The organism is Paenibacillus alkalitolerans (genome assembly GCF_016482785.1).
In the GTDB taxonomy this organism is placed as follows: Bacteria; Bacillota; Bacilli; order Paenibacillales; family YIM-B00363; genus Paenibacillus_AE; species Paenibacillus_AE alkalitolerans.
In genome coordinates this window covers 53,872-69,381 of sequence record NZ_JAEMXM010000028.1, presented here as the reverse complement: position 1 = coordinate 69,381, position 15,510 = coordinate 53,872, and the positions used below count along the sequence as shown (strand labels likewise).

The window sequence follows — 15,510 nt, the reverse complement described above, 5'->3', positions numbered from 1 at the left end:
CGAAACACTTGCGCTTGTTCCAGAGTGAAACAAGGTGAGTCTCGGGATGGACATGATCCAAAGTGCCGTACAAGGGCCACCAAACGTTCCGCAGCAGGAGCTTTTCGGCGTGATCGTCATCATCCTCCGAATCTTTCTTCACAAGTTTTTCTTCCAACCGCCGTTTACGTTCTCCCGAGCTTTCCTCCAAATGTTTCGCATACCAATCGTCATATGCTTTATCAAACGCCGCGTCATCCATACAAGAATCTCCTCCCAAGCAAGCGGTATGCGACAAACAAAAAACGCCGCCCGACCCGGCAGACAACCGGGCGAACGGCGCATGCTTTGCGCTTTGCTGCAATATTTAATGCATGTATATCACTGTTCGCGGCGGCGCGCCATCTGCTGCCAGACGGTGCCTGCGGCTTCTTCGCCGGAAGCGATGCGCTCGGCCGCCATCCGCGCCTGCAAAGCGACCTCGAACTCCGGATCGTCCGCCGCCTCGCGCAGCGCATCGAGCGCGGCCTCGTCGCCGCAGTCGTACAAAAACCGCGCGGCGCGCCAGCGGACGATCTTGCTCGGGTCGCGCAGCGCCGCGATCATGGCGGGCTGCGCCGCGGGGTCGCCGATGTCGGACAGCGCGTCCCCGGCCGTGCGCCGGACGGCGGCGGAAGAATCGCGCAGCGCGCCGGACAACAGCGACACCGCCTCAGGCCCCTTAATATCTCCCAAATATACGACGGCCAGCCGGCGGACGGAAAAGTTGCCGTCGCCCAACGCCTTCACGATAATCGGGAGATGCTCCGTGGCCGGCTTCAACCGCTCAAGCGCGGAGTACCGCGTCTTCCAATCCGGCGAATCAAGACGGCTCATTACTTCTTCCGGAGTTAACGCTGCTCTCGCTTCGGCACCCGCGGCACCCTCGGCACCCGTCTCGGCGGCGGTGCCCATCTCCATCGCCAGCTTGACGAGCTCCTGCAGGCGGGCATCGTCGTATGCGGCATCGAGTTCCGCAGAAACTTGCGCGGCGATCTCGGGAAGCTCGCCGTACCGAACCCCGTGCTCGACAAGCGTACGCTCCTTGATCAAATTCGGCGAAGCGGCGCCCGCCGTCATCGCCGCCGCCGCGAACCGCTCCGGCAGCGCCACACGGGCTTCTTCGCCCCCGGCGCGAACTCTTACCTGCATCGGAATGCCGCGAAACATCTGCACGAATACGGCGGCTTCGCCAAACCCGGCAAAACCGCCGGCATCCGCCGCCGCGTCCGCCTCGCCGGCAACGGCGCCGTCCGCGCCGAACGCTTCGCGCACCGCGGCCAAAATTACGCGCCAATCCGCGCCTCCCTCACGCTCAACCGCGATGAAGTCAGCCGCTTGATAGACGCCCTTCACACCGTCGATCGCCAGCAGCCGCTTCAAGTAAGCCGGCGCCCGGCCGGCATCGGCAGCCTCGAACGAATATCTCGCGCCGGTCGCCAGCGTCTCGTCCATGTTCAGCTTCATGGCGTTCGGACTCGGCGTCGGTTCGATGGATACGATCTTCATAACCTGTTGCGCACCTCCGTTTCGCTCCCCCGTGACATTTTTCCCTTATGATACCACATGTACCTACGGCGCAAAAACGGCGCCAATTTCAAACAACCGTCATCTAATCTGCGTATTCCCCCACATAGAGCGGGCAAATATGCTATAATAGTCAAGTTGCAAAAATGCAAGGAAAGGGCGGTTGAGCTTCACATGATTAGCGCATCCAACGTGACGCTGCGGTACGGCAAGCGCGCATTGTTCGAAGACGTAAACATTAAATTTACACCGGGCAACTGCTACGGTCTCATCGGCGCGAACGGCGCGGGGAAATCCACGTTCCTGAAAATTCTCTCCGGAGAAGTCGAACCTTCGAAGGGCGAAGTTCACATCACCCCGGGCGAGCGGCTGGCGGTCTTGAAACAGGATCATTTTGTCTATGACGAATTCCCGGTTCTAGAAACCGTTATTATGGGCCACAAGAGGCTCTATGACATTATGCAGGAGAAGAACGCGCTGTACGCCAAACCGGATTTCTCGGACGAGGACGGCATGCGCGCGGCGGAGCTCGAAGGAGAATTCGGAGAGCTGAACGGCTGGGAAGCGGAGGCGGAAGCCGCGGAATTGCTGATCGGCCTGGGCATTCCGACGGATGTTCACGGCAAGCAGATGGCGGAGCTCGAAGGCAACCAAAAAGTACGCGTGCTTCTTGCGCAGGCGCTGTTCGGGAATCCGAATATTTTGCTGCTTGACGAGCCTACAAACCACTTGGATATCGAGTCGATCCGCTGGCTGATCAACTTCCTCGGCAAGTTCCAAGGAACGGTCATCGTCGTGTCCCACGACCGTCACTTCCTTAATGAAGTGTGCACGCACATCGCGGACATCGATTTCGGCAAAATACAGCTTTACGTAGGCAACTACGATTTCTGGTACGAATCGAGCCAGCTCGCGCAGAAGTTGTTAAGAGACGCGAACAAGAAGAAGGAAGAGAAGGTAAAAGAGCTTCAGGAATTTATTCAGCGGTTCTCCGCGAACAAATCGAAATCGAAGCAAGCGACATCCCGCAAGAAATTGTTGGAGAAGATTACGCTTGACGACCTCAGGCCTTCCAACCGGAAATATCCGTACATTCATTTTAAACCCGAACGCGAAGCCGGCAAGCAGATGCTGGCGATCGACGGCTTGACCAAGACGATTGACGGCGAGCAGGTGCTGCGCCAGTTTTCTTTGACCGTCAACACCGGCGATAAAATCGCCTTCGTCGGACCGAATTCGCTTGCCAAGACGACCTTGTTTCAAATTATTTCAGGGTCGATGCCGGCCGACGGCGGGGAATACACCTGGGGCATAACGACATCGCAGGCTTACTTCCCGAAAGACAACTCCGCCTTCTTCGACGGGGTGGACCTGTCTCTTGTCGATTGGCTGCGCCAATACTCCAAAGATCAAGACGAATCGTTCATTCGCGGGTTTCTCGGACGCATGCTGTTTTCCGGAGACGAAGCGCTGAAGAAAGCAAGCGTGTTGTCGGGCGGAGAGAAGGTGCGCTGCATGCTTTCCCGCATGATGCTTACGGGGGCCAACGCGCTGATCTTGGACGAGCCGACAAACCACTTGGATCTGGAGTCGATTACGGCGCTCAATAACGGCTTGGCCGATTTCGACGGAACGATCCTGTTCACGTCGCACGACCATCAATTCGTGAACACGATCGCCAACCGCATTGTCGAAATCACGCCGTCGGGAATTATCGACAAGCAAATGACATACGACGAGTATTTGGAAAATGCGGACGTAAAACGGATGCGGGAAGAAATGTATCCGAAAGGCGCGTAGACTTCACTTGCTTGGGGAACGCTTTGTAGTGTTCCCCCCAAAAAATGGGCAGTGAATCGGAAGCTTCTATTTTAGAACAATTTGTGAAGTTTCGGTGACTAAATTGACAACGGTGCTTGCCGAAATTATATTTGAGTAAGGCGTTTTTGTAGCCCGAAACCATTGATTTTACGCGGTTTTGGCCGCGAAAATTCATATTAAGAAGCGGGGTTTGTTTACCGATGATGCAGCAGTTGTTGAAAGGAAAGCGCGTTCTTCTCTCGTTCGCCGCGCTGGCTCTCCTGCTGGCGGGATGCTCGCTGGAAGAAGCGACGCCGCTCAACCCGAAAGGCGTAGAAGGGCAGGAACAGCTTAATCTGATGATTTTGTCGATCGTCATCATGGTCATTGTCGTAGTCGTCGTATTTGCGATTGCGATATACGTATTGGTACGTTTCCGCAAACGTCCGGGCGACGACAGCATTCCGAAGCAGGTTGAAGGAAATCATAAGCTGGAAATTATTTGGACGGTCATCCCGCTCATTTTGCTTACGATTTTGGCCGTTCCCACAGTCGGATATACATTCAAGCACGACCAACAAAACATATGGGAACAAGAAGACGTGATCCGGGTGCAGGTGGTGGCGCACCAGTTCTGGTGGGAATTCAACTACCCGGACCTCGGAATTGCCACCTCGCAGGATTTGGTTATGCCTGTAGGCAAGAAAGTCGCGTTCGAACTGACTTCCGCGGACGTGAACCACTCGTTCTGGATTCCGGGAATCGGCGGAAAGAAGGATACGAACCCCGGACAGAAGGTATACATGCACTTGCAGCCGACGGAAGTCGGAACATACAAAGGGAAGTGCGCCGAATTGTGCGGACAATCCCATGCTTATATGGACTTTAAGGCCATCGTAAAGTCTGAAGAAGACTTTAATGCGTGGGTTGCGGATATGACGGAAGAAAATGCGGTTTCTTCGGACGCTGCTGCGGGGGAGCAAGTCTTCCAAAAAGCGAATTGCATCTCATGCCACGCAATTGCGCCCGGCGGAAAAAGCCCTGCGGCTCCGAACTTGAACGGATTCGGCGAGCGCACTACAATCGGCGGCATTCTCCCTCATAACGAGGAAGAATTGAAAGAGTGGATTCGCGACCCGCAAAGCAAGAAGCCCGGCACGCTAATGCCGAAGTTTCCGGACTTGTCGGAAGAAGAGATGGATCAGCTTGCGAAATATTTGCTCGAGCTGAAGTGATATAACCTTAACAGGAGGTAAGTTCGGTGGCTAACGCACACGCACATGCGCACGCTCACGGGCACGCCGTAAAGAGATATTCCGGCTTGCTCGATTGGCTCACTACTGTCGACCATAAGAAGATCGGCATTCTGTACATGCTCGCCGGCGGATTGTTTTTTCTGATCGGCGGCGTCGAAGCGCTTCTTATTCGTCTTCAGTTGATGGGGCCCGAATTGAGCGTGTTGGACGCGCAAACTTATAACGAAATGATTACAATGCACGGCACCACGATGATCTTCCTCGCGGTCATGCCGGTTATCTTCGGTTTTATGAATGCGGTCGTGCCTCTTCAAATCGGCGCCCGCGACGTCGCGTTCCCGTTCCTGAACGCGCTCGGGTTTTGGACATTCTTCTTCGGAGCTTTGCTGCTCAATTTAAGCTGGGTTTTGGGAGAAGTGCCGGACGCGGGTTGGACGGCTTACGTGCCGCTATCCGGCGACGCATTCAGCCCTCATCGAGGGATGGACTTCTACTTGATGGGGCTGCAGATTGCAGGTATCGGTACGCTCATCGGCGGCATTAACTTCCTTGTCACGATCATCAACATGCGCGCGCCGGGCATGTCCTTCATGCGCTTGCCGATGTTTACATGGACGTCGTTCATTACGTCCGCATTGATACTGTTCGCTTTCCCGGCTTTGGCGGTAGGCTTGATCTTGGTTACGTTCGACCGGTTGTTCGGAGGCAACATCTTCGATCCGAACGGCGGCGGAAATCCGGTGCTGTGGCAGCACATCTTCTGGATTTTCGGTCACCCTGAGGTGTACATTCTCGTATTGCCGGCATTCGGCATCATATCGGAAGTTATCCCTACGTTCTCGCGCAAGCGGTTGTTCGGTTACAGCGCGATGGTGTTCGCAACCGTGTTGATCGGCTTCTTGGGCTTCATGGTGTGGGTTCACCACATGTTCACGACGGGAATGGGCCCGGTCGTTAACTCGCTGTTCGCAATTGCAACGATGTTGATCGCCGTTCCGACGGGGATAAAGATATTCAACTGGCTGTTTACGATGTGGGGCGGCCAAATTACCTTCAACACGGCGAATTTGTTCGCCATCGGTTTCGTCCCGACATTCGTTATGGGCGGCGTGACGGGCGTAATGCTTGCGGTGCCGAGCGCCGACTTCCAGTTCCATGACTCCTACTTTGTAGTCGCGCACTTCCACTATGTTATCGTCGGAGGCATTGCATTCGGATTATTCTCGGGCCTCTTCTACTGGTGGCCGAAGATGTTCGGACGCATGCTCAATGAGACGCTTGGTAAAATCACGTTCTGGATGTTCTTTATCGGCTTCCACTTGACGTTCCTGATCCAGCATTTCCTTGGTTTGATCGGTATGCCGCGCCGCGTATTCACGTACCTGGCCGAAGATCAAAACCCGGGCTGGGGCTGGATGAATATGCTGTCTACGATCGGAGCCTTCGTAATGGGCTTAGCCGTTCTCATCTTCCTGGTAAACATCGTCATCACTTGGGCAAAACCGAAAAACATGCCTGCCGATCCGTGGGACGGCCGTACGCTCGAGTGGACGATCTCGTCCCCGGCGCCGGAGTACAACTTCGCGCAAACTCCGCTCGTCCGCGGTTTGGACGCATGGTGGAAGGAAAAGATGGCGGGCAACAAAGAGATGACGCCGGCGGAACCGTTAGGACCGATCCATATGCCGTCGCCTTCGATCCTGCCGTTCTTTATGTCGGTCGGATTGTTTATCGCGGCAATTGGGTTTATGTACAGTGAAGTTCTGAACGGCTATTGGGTTGCCGTAGGCGGATTGGTCGTTACGTTCTTCTGTATGTTCTTGCGTTCCGTATATGATGATCACGGTTTCCACATCGATCCGACGGAGAAGCCTGGGAAGGGGGTTCAAGGATGAGCACGAGCCATGCTGACGCACACGCAAATCACGGTCACGGCCACCACGGCACGGCCGGCGAATTGCCGCACGAGCCGGAGCGCGCGACGCTTGAAGGCCGCAATAAGCTCTTGGCGTTCTGGCTGTTTCTTGGCGGCGAATGCGTCCTATTCGGTACGTTGTTCGCCACGTTCCTGACGCTTCGCAATAACACGCTGGGCGGACCGACCGGAGCGGAATTGTTCGATCTGAAGCTTGTCGCATGGGCGACGTTCCTGCTTCTTACCAGCTCTCTGACAAGCGTATTCGCGATCCAAGCGATGCATATTAAAAGAAGCGTCCCGCAAATGGTGCTTTGGCTCACCGTAACGGTAGCGCTTGGCGCAGGCTTCTTGGGCCTCGAGATTTACGAGTTTTTACATTACACGCATGAGGGCCATCGCTTTAACTCGAGCGCATTCGGAACGTCGTTCTACTCGCTCGTCGGTTTCCACGGCGCTCACGTTGCATTCGGTATTTTGTGGATCGGCCTGTTGATCCTTCAGCTGTTGAAGAAAGGTTTAACGGTCGTTACCGCTCCGAAGATTTACGTAGCATCCCTGTACTGGCACTTTATCGACGTCGTGTGGGTATTCATCTTCACGATCGTATATCTTATGGGGAAAATGGGGTGATCCGCAATGTCGGAAATGGAGAATAACAATTCCGAAGCCGCCGTTCACGAGGGTCCGAAGGTGCAGCGCAAGCACCGCCACGAAGGTCCGCGCAACCATTTGCTCGCCTTCGCCCTTTCGATCCTGCTTACAGCGTTTGCGTTCCTTGCTGTGGCCAACTTTGAGCTGGAGCCTTGGTTCGTCATAGGATTTATCATTATCCTTGGCCTGTTCCAAGCAGTGATTCAGTTGGCTTACTGGATGCATATGAAAGACCGCGGCCACTTTTACCCGATGATCGGGATCGCGTTCGGCTTCTTCGTCGCGTTGACGGCCATCGCTTCCGGCGTGTTATGGTCTTGGCTGTAAAACGGTAGCGATTTAACGTACATTTGTTGGGGTGGCAGGCGTCGTCGACGGTTTGCGCCCCTTTTCCTTTTAACGNACGGTAGCGATTTAACGTACATTTGTTGGGGTGGCAGGCGTCGTCGACGGTTTGCGCCCCTTTTCCTTTTAACGAAGTAGGCAACCGCAGGTTGTCCGCAAATTAAGATATATATGCAAGTAGGCAACCGCAGGTTGTCCGCAAATTAAGATATATATGCAAAGGAGGTTGCGTTATGTTCGGCTTGAACGGCTTTGGTTTTGCCGCGATGTGGAGTCCGGAGATGATCTTGCTTTTCGGCGCGGTCGCAGGGTTGTATCTTTATGTTACCGGGCCCGGACGGTTCCGTTTCCGCGATTCGGAGCCGGTGACCGGTTATCAGAAATTTTGGTTTCTGTCCGGGCTCTTCTTTCTTTATGCCGCTTTCGGCAGTCCGATTGATTTGCTGGGCCACTTGATGTTCACATTCCATATGCTCAGCATGGCGTTCGCCTACATTATCGCGGTTCCCATGCTGCTTGCGGGCACGCCCGGCTGGCTGCTGCAGCCGATCGGCCGGCTGCCGTTGTTCCGGAATATGAAGTTCCTGCTTAACCCGGTCATTACGCTGCTGCTGTTTAACGCCGCATTTTCCTTATATCACATACCTGCCGTTCACGATTATGTGATGACGAACTACGCGATTCATACGCTGTTTTACATTGTACTGATGATCACCGGCTTGCTCATGTGGTTCCCGATCATTTGTCCGGTGAAATCGATGGATCAGCTCGCAGGCTTTAAGAAGATGGGCTATATTTTCGCCAACAGCGTCTTGTTGATGCCCGCCTGCGCATTGATCATCTTCTCCGGTTCGGCGATGTACTCGACGTATACGGATCCACTGCTTTGGGCGAAAGCAATGGGCTACTGCTTGCCGCAAAACTCTGCCGCCATTCTCGAAATGTTCTCCGGCCCGAGTTCTCTTCAGTGGATGGACCCGCTTGAGGATCAGCAGACCGGCGGCGTGCTGATGAAGCTAATGCAGGAAGCTGTGTACGGCTCGATCCTCTGTTATGTGTTCTGGCAATGGTACCGGCGGGAAAATCCGAAAGGCGAGGACGACTCGCTTGATCCGTCGCCGGCCGTATTGGAGCAGCTGCGATCCGCCGCCGATCCGATACCCGGTAAGTAAGCCGCTGCTTGGCTTGTGTCGGCTTCTTGAACCGTCCGTTGAAACAAAATATGCGAAGTGAAGCACACTTCTTTTTGACTCGAATGAGTTGAAGAGGGTGTGCTTTTTTTCATGGAGGAGGAAGCAAAGATGCATCCCGCGGTAGCGAAGATTCGTTGAGCAATTCGAGAAAGAAGCGAAGGAGAGAGGAAGTTGGCGAAAGAAGCTTGTCAACTTGGAAATCGCTTTTCTGGACAACATTTGGGGTCCGACCTTCGAATACAATTTCCGCGGCCTTCAAATGTAGTATCCGTTCAAGGATTTCAAGGGAGGGGACCGGTTTGCCGATGTTCGGTTCGTAGACGGGCTGCAGAAGATGAAAGTCGAATTGGACGGCTATACAACGCATGCGAAAGAGATCTCTCCGGCGGAATTTGACGATCATCTTGAACGCCAGAACGATATGCTGCTGAACGGATGGTATCTGCTGCGTTTTTCGGCGAACATGGTGTTTAATAAACCGCACATTTGCCGAAGACAAATTATGCAGGCACTCGGCCGGTGGTATTATCTGAATGACGGTCCGATCGCGCTTAAAGAGAACGATAAATGGCCATCCGTAAAAGCAGAATCATCCGTTTGGCGATGCGCAACGACAGGATCATCAAACCCGCTTTGGTTGCAGCCGATTTCGGCGTAAATAAACAGACCGCATCGGAGTGGTTGCAGCGGTTTGTCAAAGAAGGTGTCTTCGAACCGGTGAAAGGAAAACAGCGCATCATCGCATACCGGTTAGACAACCGCTGGATCATGTAACGTATGAAACTTTCCGATATTCCAGCCGTAACAACAGGAAGGAATTGGAGCATCCGGCACAGAAATAACAGAGGCAAAGAGTGGAAGGAGAGAGATTGTATGGGAGCCTTGAGGCTGGAGGGCGTGACGAAACGATTTGGCGATCATACGGCGGTGAACGGCATTGGTTTTTCCGTCGCTAAAGGGGAAATTTTCGGTCTTATAGGAGCGAACGGCGCCGGCAAAACAACGACGATGAGGATGGTGCTCGGGCTCATACACCCGGACGAGGGCACGATTGAATATAATGGAAAGCCGTACTCGAAAGAAGCGAAAAGCCGCTTCGGTTATTTGCCGGAGGAACGCGGTCTGTATCCGAAGGTGAAAGTGTGCGACCAACTGCTGTACTTGGCCGAATTGCGCGGATTGAACAGGAAAGAAGCGGATCGCCGTTTGAAGGAATGGTTGGAGCGCTTTGGAGTGCCGGAATATTACGGGAAAAAGGTTGAAGAATTATCGAAAGGCAACCAGCAAAAAATTCAATTTATAGCCGCGATCATTCATTCTCCCGAGTACCTTATTTTAGATGAAGTATTCAGCGGACTTGACCCAGTCAACGTTGAATTGTTGAAAGAGACGATTACGAAGCTTCGTGACAACGGCACTACGATTTTATTTTCGAGCCATCGAATGGAGCATATTGAGGAATTGTGCCAGCATGTGTGCATTTTGCATCGATCGAATGCCGTGCTTCAAGGCAACCTGCGCGAAATCAAGCGTGGATTTCCAAGGGAGAGAGTGCTGCTTGAGACGGAAGCGCCGGTCGAAGGGTTGGAGTCGGTTGATGGCGTAACGGCAGTAAAGAAAATGGAGAACGGCTACGACATCTTGATCCGCGAAGAGACTGCCGCTCAGCGCGTACTTCTGGCAGCTGCGGAGCAGTCCGCGGTGAACAGATTTGCAATTATGGAACCTTCGTTAAACGATATTTTCATTCGAACGGTGGGTGGCGCTCATGAGTAAGCTATGGACGGTCATTCGTTTTACATACGGCAACCGGATTAAGCAGAAATCGTTCCTGATCACGACGTTAATATTTTTGCTTATATTGTCCGTTATGATTCATTTGCCGTCGTTGATCGCGGCATTCTCATCCGATGGCCCTCAGAAAGTCGGCGTATTTCCGTCGCAACCGGACGTGACGCCGGCGCTAATAAAACATATCGCTTCGTCACCGGATCCGACGATCGAAATCGTACCATTGAACGGTGATGAGCAAACGGCGAAATCGATGGTGGATAGCGGGCAATTGAAGGGATATTTATTGTCGGTGGAAGCGGAAAGCGGATCCGAAGCGGCGTTTCCAGCGTTCCAGTATAAGTCGAAAGATTCCATGCCTTCCGGCTTGTTGAGGGAACTCGATACGGCGCTCCGTACCGTCAAACAAGAGATGGCGAAAGAGGAAATCGGCCTTACCCCCGAGCAGGCGGACACGCTGTTTGCGCCAATCGAGCTCGTGCCGGTGCAATTAACCGACGCGAAGGCGGAAGGAAAGACGGAGTCGGAAATTGAATTGGCATTTGTTCTCGTATACGCATTATTGTTTTTGTTGTATGTAGGGGTTATCGGGTACGGAAATTTGGTGGCGACGGAAATTACTGCGGAAAAAAGCTCGCGGGTGATGGAAGTGCTCGTTTCAAGCGTATCGCCGCTCACTCAGATGTTCGGGAAAATTATCGGCATTTGCTTGCTCGGTTTGACGCAAATCGTGCTGTTCATCGCGGTCGGTACGGTCAATATCGCCAATGCGGCGGGCAATGAGATGCTTAAGGAGTTAAACTTGAATCTCAGCCAGATAGACCCGATGCTGCTCATATATTTCTTGGTGTTTTTCTTGCTGGGCTATCTCATATATGCCACAGTGTTCGCGGCAGTTGGCTCGCTTGTGAGCCGTACGGAAGAAGTGGGTCCGGTCATTATGCCGGTCACCATGCTTATTATCGCGGCGTTCATGATTGCCATGTACGGTTTGTCGAATCCGAACGCTCCGTTCGTCGTGGCGATGTCGTTCATTCCGTTCTTCTCGCCTCTGTTAATGTTCCTGCGCATCGGAATGAGTTCCCCCGCGCCGTGGGAAATCGCCTTGTCACTCGCGATATTGATAAGCTCCGTCTTGGCGCTCGGCTGGCTGGCGGCGAAAATATACCGCACCGGCGTGCTGCTGTACGGAAAGCGCCCATCGTTTCGTGAGCTGCGCAAAGCGATGCGGGCGTATGACGTGTGAGTGAACAAGGGCTTTATGTGAGTAACGGTTATAGTAAAAAATAGCAGGCAGCATGTTGATTGAAGATGATTGTCATAGAGTCTGGGAGGAGCTTTGATGTTAACGCGTAATAGTGTAAGGAATGCAAGGTTACTTAAAGTATTCGGGACTTTTTTGGGTATAGTGGTAAACTTTCTTAGCTTTCGCTCTTCTTAGCGAATTGGGAAATTCCGCTGGCGCTGAATCAGATATTTTTATTATCTGTTTGGTGATTTCTCTCCAAATTTCTTTTCTCATTGCTTATGTAATTACTAAAAAGTGATTCTTGCTAATGGATAACAAAGACACAATTGCGGTTGCTCGTCGGCAGCTCTTTTTTCGCTCCGTAAACGAGCAGTTTAGTTCAATTAACTGAGGATATTTCAAGAGAGAGAAGACATAAAAGGAAGGATTCTATACAGAAGTGCAGGATAAACAATTATGGACTGGAAATCGAAATTATTTCAATATAGCTTACGTACAACAGGACATTGTTGGGACGCTAAGGATTTGGCTCGCCTTTGACTAGGCGGTTATAAATTGCTCAAAACGAGAATCAACTTTACAAAATGAGCAAAATGTAAAATTCGCACCAAGTGCTCCGGAAGCTGAAAAGCGGCTCCCGGAGCTGTTTTTTTGCTATGTTTTTTGATGCAGGAAATTCTTCAACTTTACATTTTGAGTCTACCGTACAGTTGAACTTTACTTTACATATTGAGGTTGAGCAGATGGGGTACGAGCATCTAGCCCCTTATTCGATTTATATTTATAATTGAGCCAGGCTTTTGCAGGGTATTTCCTCCACTTGTTCCAGTCGAACATCATTCGTAACAAACACATCGGCTTGTGCAATGATGGCGCAAGAAATCACAAGCGCATCCGGTGTTTTCATTCCGTATTTTCCTCGCAGAAAGGCGGCTCGTTCAGCGACAATAGTATCAACGGAGACAACCGATAGGTTAGGAAAGTGGGTGAACAGCAGCTTGTACTGCTTTTCTAAAGCGAGGTTCCCATCCCGAATCGGTTTCACAAGGATCTCCGTCAAAGAAATGGTCGAGGCAATGGCTGAGTAGGTTCCTTCTTCAATTTGCTCAAGCAGCCTTTTTGCTTTCTCACCGAATTCAGGATGCTGCTCAAATACATAAATGAATATGTTCGTGTCTAACGCGACCTTCTTAAATGAGGAGAGGGAGGAGGCATTCACCAATTGTCTCTCTCCTTTCGAACATAGTCATCACTTGGTTCATCCACCCATATTTCTTTTCCAAGTCCCCACAGCTTGTCGGAGAATGATTTCGGTTTTGGCATCACGATGATCTCATTCCGAACTTCGTCATACTGCCATAATAATTTATCTCCAACGGACAATTTTGCTTTCGTACGTATTTCTTCCGGAATTGTAATTTGATACTTGGAACGAATTTCGCTCTCCATTTTCGTTACATAATCCATGTCGCACCATCCTTTCTTTTTTCTTACTAATATATATTTTATCATACTATGATCGAAATAATCCAATTTCAAGGTGACTGACAAAACATCGGCTTCTTTCGGCCAAAAAAAGCATCATGGTTTTGTGTTAAACTTAGGATAATTTCGAGGTAACAGTTTAATGGAGTAATTTTCATGTATAAACAGCCAAATGAGGGTAGTAAAATTGAAAGTGAAAGGCGTCGCGATGTTGGTTAGACAGGAAGATGAATTATGCATAGATGGATAACGTTATAGTGTATAATGAGAAAAAACTATATTTTGAGGGGTGTTTATTTGAGTAAACATAAACCAATATCATTCGACGAACTGCTAAAGGACTTACAAGGCCAGAAAACAATTCATGAGAAACCGAATCATATCAATATTCAAGAATTGTTCAATGAGTCGTTTATGATTAAGCATTCCAGTTTCAAGAGTTTCGAGGAGTTTGTTGAGAACGGAAACTTTCAAGTCAAGACCATTGAAGATGTCGGTAACATTCCTGACGAACTATTTGATCGACATGTAGATAGGAAAACCGATTTCTCGAATTGGAAATCCATGTTGGAGACAGCGAACATGGAATATGCCAAGCGATAACGAATTTTCCAACCCCAAAGGTGCTGTGCCGAGTAAGGATATTTGGCTAAAGGGATAAAGAGCACGATAACATAAACACGAGGCTGCCGCAGAGGACATTCGGCAGCCTCGTTTCGTAACGGGCAGGGAGTTGAGTAACCTATAAAGGGGGAAAATTATGAACTCGAAGAACGATTATAAAAAATTGCGCAAGTCATTTGAACAAGCCGCGAACTTTTATCAGCAGGCGCGTCCGGATTACCCGGAAGAATTGTTCGATGATGTAATCCATGCGGCCAATTTGAATCCTGGTGATCGTTTGTTGGAAGTCAGCTGTGCTACAGGAAAGGCTACTCTCCCGTTAGCCAAGCGTGGATTTATGATCACGTGCGTGGAACTTGGCGCTGAGCTTGCTGCAGTTGCCCGTCAAAACCTTGTCGGCATGGACGTTGACATTATCACGGGGAGTTTCGAGGACTGGCAACCTGAGGCGGAGAAAGGGTTTGATTTGGTATTCGCTGCAACTGCTTGGAACTGGGTCGATCCTGAAGTTCGGTATATCAAGGCATGGCAAGTCCTTCGTCCCGGCGGACACCTGGCATTTTGGAACGCAGGTCACGTTTTACCAGACGATGGAGACCCATTCTTCCATGAAATTCAAACCGTTTACAATGAGATCGGCGAGGGTAAATCGGGAAATGAACTGCACGAGCAAACAGATGAGATTGAGAAAAGCGGCCTGTTTGAGGTCGTTCACATACGACACTTCGATTGGGAGCGCATTTATCATGTTGATGAGTACATTAAACTCCTCGAAACCTTCTCCGGACACATACTTATGGAGGAATGGAAACGCGACAAGCTCTATAACGAGATCCGAATTCGTCTTAATAGACGTCCAGAAAAGTCGGTTCGCCGCCACTGGGGCGCTGTTCTCCATGTCGCCCGTCGAAAAGACTGACATGGAGAAACGGCACCTCAATTGTTAAGTTCAGGTAATTATGTTATCGGGGTTAAACCCGTTCCAGATGATGGTCTGCTCCACCGGGAAGCGGGAGGTAGGCCGAGCAGGTTTAGCCTCCTTGCCAATGGCTACGAGCAGGACCGGAACATAACGCGGCGGAACATTGAACGCTTTGACGAAGGCGTCGGCGTCGAAACCCACCATCGGACCCGAGTCGAGACCATGCGCTTTCGCGGCGAGCATAAGTTGCATAGCGGCCAGCGATGCGTTGCGAATCGCTTCATCGCGCCGATAGGAGGAAGATTCGCTTACCGTATAAGCCTCTTCGATTTGAGCGAACAGGACTTGATGGGAAGAATAGCCTGCATAAGCATCTTCGAGTCCGGCCCGGATGACGGGCCCGTACACGGCTTCGGCATTCCGATTGGCTTCCAAGTCCCCGAGTATGGCGACGGTAACGGAAGCGTCGACGACTTGTTTTTGGCCATTCGCGATAGGAAGCAGTTTTTCCTTCGCTGCTGCCACGGTAAAGGCGACGAACTTCCAATGCTGAAGATTCCATGAAGACGGGGCGCTGCCCGCGATTTCCAAAAGCTCTATGATTTCTTGTTCATTGAGTTTGTACGTTGCATCAAAATATCTGACGGAATGACGTTCACGGAATATGGTGAGAAAATCGGTTTGAACAGCTGAAGACAATTTCGATCGACTCCTTTGAATGTATCATAAGC

Annotated in this window: 14 protein-coding genes and 1 pseudogene; 10 read left to right on the top strand and 5 right to left on the bottom strand. The window is 51.3% G+C overall.

The annotated features are described in order from the left end of the window. Both JET16_RS26540 and JET16_RS26535 read right to left on the bottom strand, forming a co-directional pair. Nucleotides 1-241 (bottom strand): annotated as a pseudogene (locus JET16_RS26540) (hypothetical protein); the annotation flags it as partial. A 119-nt stretch (nucleotides 242-360) separates the two neighbouring features. Then, on the bottom strand, nucleotides 361-1,527 hold the full coding sequence (locus JET16_RS26535) for a conserved virulence factor C family protein (RefSeq protein ID WP_199622761.1): 1,167 nt from the start codon (nucleotides 1,525-1,527) through the stop codon (nucleotides 361-363). Nucleotides 1,528-1,719: 192 nt separating this feature from the next. Here JET16_RS26535 and JET16_RS26530 point away from each other — a divergent pair, with 192 nt between their 5' ends. The 9 genes from JET16_RS26530 to JET16_RS26490 all read left to right on the top strand — a co-directional run bounded on the left by JET16_RS26530 (nucleotide 1,720) and on the right by JET16_RS26490 (nucleotide 11,745). Beyond that, the gene (locus tag JET16_RS26530; RefSeq protein WP_199622758.1) at nucleotides 1,720-3,345 is read left to right on the top strand and encodes an ABC-F family ATP-binding cassette domain-containing protein; all 1,626 of its coding nucleotides are present in this window, start codon (nucleotides 1,720-1,722) and stop codon (nucleotides 3,343-3,345) included. A 221-nt stretch (nucleotides 3,346-3,566) separates the two neighbouring features. Further along, complete coding sequence (coxB, locus tag JET16_RS26525; RefSeq protein ID WP_325176782.1) at nucleotides 3,567-4,580, top strand: cytochrome c oxidase subunit II; 1,014 nt, start codon at nucleotides 3,567-3,569, stop codon at nucleotides 4,578-4,580. A 26-nt stretch (nucleotides 4,581-4,606) separates the two neighbouring features. Then, nucleotides 4,607-6,496 carry a cytochrome c oxidase subunit I gene (gene ctaD / locus JET16_RS26520; protein WP_199622744.1) on the top strand — a complete coding sequence of 630 codons (1,890 nt, stop codon included), beginning with the start codon at nucleotides 4,607-4,609 and terminating at the stop codon, nucleotides 6,494-6,496. Continuing rightward, nucleotides 6,493-7,149, top strand: coding sequence for a cytochrome (ubi)quinol oxidase subunit III (locus JET16_RS26515; protein ID WP_199622741.1), 657 nt, complete (start codon nucleotides 6,493-6,495; stop codon nucleotides 7,147-7,149). Before ctaD ends, JET16_RS26515 begins: the two co-directional genes overlap by 4 nt. Nucleotides 7,150-7,155: 6 nt before the next feature. After that, the gene (locus JET16_RS26510; RefSeq protein WP_233532309.1) at nucleotides 7,156-7,497 is read left to right on the top strand and encodes a cytochrome C oxidase subunit IV family protein; all 342 of its coding nucleotides are present in this window, start codon (nucleotides 7,156-7,158) and stop codon (nucleotides 7,495-7,497) included. 251 nt (nucleotides 7,498-7,748) lie between these two features. After that, nucleotides 7,749-8,687, top strand: a complete 939-nt coding sequence (gene ctaG, locus JET16_RS26505) for a cytochrome c oxidase assembly factor CtaG (RefSeq protein WP_199622727.1) — start codon at nucleotides 7,749-7,751, stop codon at nucleotides 8,685-8,687. Between the two features lie 355 nt (nucleotides 8,688-9,042). Beyond that, on the top strand, nucleotides 9,043-9,366 hold the full coding sequence (locus JET16_RS26500; protein ID WP_199622724.1) for a hypothetical protein: 324 nt from the start codon (nucleotides 9,043-9,045) through the stop codon (nucleotides 9,364-9,366). Between the two features lie 215 nt (nucleotides 9,367-9,581). Then, on the top strand, nucleotides 9,582-10,484 hold the full coding sequence (locus JET16_RS26495; protein WP_199622721.1) for an ABC transporter ATP-binding protein: 903 nt from the start codon (nucleotides 9,582-9,584) through the stop codon (nucleotides 10,482-10,484). Further along, nucleotides 10,477-11,745 carry an ABC transporter permease gene (locus JET16_RS26490; protein WP_199622718.1) on the top strand — a complete coding sequence of 423 codons (1,269 nt, stop codon included), beginning with the start codon at nucleotides 10,477-10,479 and terminating at the stop codon, nucleotides 11,743-11,745. The genes JET16_RS26495 and JET16_RS26490 overlap by 8 nt, the downstream gene beginning before the upstream one ends. Before the next feature lie 784 nt (nucleotides 11,746-12,529). On the opposite strand, the gene JET16_RS26485 is transcribed toward JET16_RS26490, so the two are convergent. Together JET16_RS26485 and JET16_RS26480 are read right to left on the bottom strand one after the other, a co-directional pair. After that, nucleotides 12,530-12,967 (bottom strand): type II toxin-antitoxin system VapC family toxin, encoded by a 438-nt coding sequence (locus JET16_RS26485; RefSeq protein WP_325176785.1) that lies wholly within the window; start codon nucleotides 12,965-12,967, stop codon nucleotides 12,530-12,532. Then, nucleotides 12,964-13,215, bottom strand: coding sequence for an AbrB/MazE/SpoVT family DNA-binding domain-containing protein (locus JET16_RS26480; RefSeq protein ID WP_199622700.1), 252 nt, complete (start codon nucleotides 13,213-13,215; stop codon nucleotides 12,964-12,966). Before JET16_RS26480 ends, JET16_RS26485 begins: the two co-directional genes overlap by 4 nt. A 778-nt stretch (nucleotides 13,216-13,993) precedes the next feature. On the opposite strand from JET16_RS26480, the gene JET16_RS26475 reads away from it, so the two are divergent. Then, nucleotides 13,994-14,776: a class I SAM-dependent methyltransferase gene (locus JET16_RS26475; protein WP_199622697.1), complete on the top strand. Its 783-nt coding sequence runs from the start codon at nucleotides 13,994-13,996 to the stop codon at nucleotides 14,774-14,776. A 30-nt stretch (nucleotides 14,777-14,806) separates the two neighbouring features. Here JET16_RS26475 and JET16_RS26470 read toward each other — a convergent pair whose 3' ends face one another. After that, on the bottom strand, nucleotides 14,807-15,478 hold the full coding sequence (locus tag JET16_RS26470) for a nitroreductase family protein (RefSeq protein WP_199622694.1): 672 nt from the start codon (nucleotides 15,476-15,478) through the stop codon (nucleotides 14,807-14,809). Nucleotides 15,479-15,510: the final 32 nt, after the last annotated feature.